Origin of the sequence: Dysgonomonas sp. Shenzhen-Wh21 (genome assembly GCF_043392705.1) — a bacterium.
GTDB lineage: Bacteria > Bacteroidota > Bacteroidia > Bacteroidales > Dysgonomonadaceae > Dysgonomonas.
Genome location: NZ_JAIXHZ010000215.1, coordinates 1 through 3,227 on the forward strand (window position 1 = coordinate 1; position 3,227 = coordinate 3,227).

The window sequence follows — 3,227 nt, forward strand, 5'->3', positions numbered from 1 at the left end:
TATCTATAGAACAGAAAACAACAAATCGTAACCCAAGAAGTTACGCGCATAAGCCGAAAACGTTTCTATATAACGCCTTTGGCCTTCTGCAAAAATAGTATCGAATGCCAATGATGATTTACCACTCCCACTGAGCCCTGTAATCACAACAAGTGAATCTCGTGGAATTTCTACATCAATATTTTTAAGATTATGAACACGTGCGCCATATACATTTATGACGTCTTTTTCTTCGGGTATAGTTGTCTCCATCAAATTTCCAAACGCTCCTTGTCTAATTATGCATATTTTAATTAGTCACGCGAAATCCATGCTTTATCATGGACTCTTACCTTACTACCTTTCTTGTAGTATAATGATTCCTGTGTAGGAATAAGAATTGTATATGAACTTTGGCTTTTAGCCGAAATTGTTAATTTACGATCTCTTAGCCAGCTATTAAAATCTTTCAATTGTGCATATGTCAACCCTTTTTCTTTTGCAAAAGATGCCAGATCGGGAATCGATTCTGTTACTTCAACTTTTGTAAATTCAATCGGTTTGTACAAATCTTTTTCTGTGAGAATAAACCCATATTTAGATGGATTTTCAAATACCAGCTTTATAGCCAACATTCGAAAATAATAGCGCGAAGTCTCAGAAACGAGCCACAGATCAAGACTTTCGTCAACCTGTTGTTTATCCAGCTCTCCGCTGATACGTCCCTGTCCGGCATTGTATGACATTGCCACACTTGTCCAACTGCCATATTTGCTGTAAGCTTCCTTCAGATATTTACATGCAGCCCGAGTTGATTTTTCTATCGAATATCTTTCGTCCACTTCAGAAGAAACCTCTAATCCATATCCGGGTGCGGTTTTTGGCATAAACTGCCATAGTCCGGCAGCGCCGGCTGAAGATACTGCTCTATGGTCTAAACTACTTTCTATTACCGCCAGATATTTAAAATCTTCAGGAATTCCATTTTCTTTTAAGATCGGTTCAATAATAGGAAAATATCGATTAGCTCTTTTTATAAGTAATAACGTCGTCGAATGTAAATATGTAAATCCGTTTATCTCTCTATCGAATCTCTCATGAAGATCGTATCTGTCAAGCTTTATCTCCTCCCCTGCAAAATCAACCTTCTCTGGAATCTCTATAGATTTCGTCATAGATAAGACATAAGGAGCTTTAGACTCTGTTTCGCTATGGCTATTATTTGACAATAACGCAAAGGCTAAAACACAGACACAAACTACTGGAATAGTGAATAATAAAACCTTCTTCATTTATCGCTAGTTTTGTAATATTTCATTAAAAAATAGCTATCAAAGGTACAATTTTATTTCTGGAAGTAAAAGTCCGGCAAACATTGCTTATCTATAATTTATCTTAAAGCACAAATTTTTGAGCATCACATCCCTTCCTGTTTTTAGTATTCGAATTTTCCTTGTTGACAAAAACAGTTCTTATAAACAGATTCCAAGTCCTCAACTTGTTCTGTAAAAATACCAAAAACGGATGAACCTGAACCCGACATTGAAGCATACAGCGCACCCTGTCGGTACAAACTATTCTTTATATCGCCTATAGCCGGATATTTAGCAAACACACTTTCCTCAAAATCATTTACCATCAAACCTTTCCATTCTGCAAGAGGTAATTTTACGATTTCCATCAGAGACTGTTTTGGTTGTTTTGGTGAAATCAAAGCGAAAGCATCTTTTGTAGGAACATGTATCTCAGGCTTTATCAGTACAAAATAATAGCCATTAAGAGACAATTCAATCTTTTCGAAAACCTCACCTATTCCTGTGGCAAATACGGGATGATTATATATAAAAAAGGGACAGTCGGCTCCAAGCTGGACAGCCAATCTAATTAGTTCCTCATCAGACGCATTCAACTGAAAAGTTTGATTCAACAGCTTCAGCATAAACGAAGCATCAGCTGATCCTCCACCCAAGCCTGCACCAAAAGGTATTTTCTTTAATAAATGAACTTCCACAAATGGGAAATTATAATATTTTCGCATCAGGGACAAAGCCCTCATCACTAAATTTGTTTCGGGTTCTGCATCAACCTTAATCCCTGATTCGAAAAAAGTATCCTTACCTTGCCCATCTTTTACAATGATTTCAAGAGCATCTTTTATTGCTAAAGGATAAAAAACTGTTTCAAGGTTGTGATATCCATCAGGTCTCTTTGATACTATATTCAACCCTAAATTTATTTTTGCATTGGGAAAGGTTATCATATTTCAGTTTTGAGTATAAGTCTAATGATTTTTGACAGTTTGCCTCAAAAGCAAATCATTTGTTTATAATAAAAACAAACGGAGTCCTAACTTTTGAGGCAGATTTCTTGATATAATTATTTACACTAGTTTTTTTATTAAAGCCTCTTTATCTCCATATATATAGTCGATAACAGGAACCTCTATCATTGTATAAGCTCCCGGCGCTTGCTTCATTGTTGCTCTAGCCGAAGCAACTAGCACCTGAGCTGTTAAAGCCGGATTATTAATCTTCATATTAAAGTCTAAGAGCTGATTCTGAGTTGCACCCGACACTCCTTTGCGAACCATATTCACACCATGCCCCATATCTTTCAGGTTGTCTACATTTTCAACCTGCATCACATGTGTTTCATCATGAGCAAAATAATCATCACTTTTTATTGCTGCCGCTACATCAGAAAAGTTATAGCCTTCTTCGACCTCAATATATACCATACGACGATGAATACTAGTGCCCAGTGGAATAGTCATCGACAATGCCGCCTTCACTCCCTTAATAGCTTTTACGGCAACAGTATGTCCCATACTCATACCCGGACCGAAGTTAGTATATGTTACACCTTTGGGTGCCATAAACTCAAACATGGAGCGAATCATAGAGTCTGTACCCGGATCCCATCCTGCTGATATGATAGATACCGTATTATTTGCTTTGGCCACAGCACCTAGCTCACGTCGTAAATCTACAATACCACCGTGTATATCATAACTATCTACCGTATTGATACCCAACGCCAGGCATTCTTTAGCATATTCTTCAACACTGCGAGTGGGAGTACAAAGGACAGCCACGCTCACGTCTTTTAGTTCTTTTATTGATTTTACGACCTGATACTTTTTTAGTTCATCAGGCACATTCGATGGATCACGACGGACAATACCGGCCACCTCAAAATCGGGTGAAGCAATAATTGCATCCAATACGGTAGATAGTTATGATATACAC

At 37.5% G+C, this 3,227-nt stretch carries 3 protein-coding genes and 1 pseudogene; all 4 read right to left on the reverse strand.

What is annotated here, in order from left to right; all coding sequences use genetic code 11:
* Positions 1–30: 30 nt before the first annotated feature.
* Positions 31–252: pseudogene (locus tag LDB17_RS14460) on the reverse strand (hypothetical protein); the annotation flags it as partial.
* Between the two features lie 41 nt (positions 253–293).
* The gene (locus LDB17_RS14465; protein ID WP_252639104.1) at positions 294–1,271 is read right to left on the reverse strand and encodes a lytic transglycosylase domain-containing protein; all 978 of its coding nucleotides are present in this window, start codon (positions 1,269–1,271) and stop codon (positions 294–296) included.
* A gap of 143 nt (positions 1,272–1,414) precedes the next feature.
* On the reverse strand, positions 1,415–2,239 hold the full coding sequence (gene ispE, locus LDB17_RS14470; RefSeq protein ID WP_252639103.1) for a 4-(cytidine 5'-diphospho)-2-C-methyl-D-erythritol kinase: 825 nt from the start codon (positions 2,237–2,239) through the stop codon (positions 1,415–1,417).
* A 120-nt stretch (positions 2,240–2,359) separates the two neighbouring features.
* Positions 2,360–3,202, reverse strand: coding sequence for a diaminopimelate dehydrogenase (locus LDB17_RS14475; protein ID WP_393925112.1), 843 nt, complete (start codon positions 3,200–3,202; stop codon positions 2,360–2,362).
* Positions 3,203–3,227: the final 25 nt, after the last annotated feature.

Coding starts and splice junctions, on each gene's coding strand:
- LDB17_RS14465 (WP_252639104.1), bottom strand. CDS start 1,271: ATGAAGAAGGTTTTATTATTCACTATTCCAGTAGTTTGTGTCTGTGTT.
- ispE (WP_252639103.1), bottom strand. CDS start 2,239: ATGATAACCTTTCCCAATGCAAAAATAAATTTAGGGTTGAATATAGTA.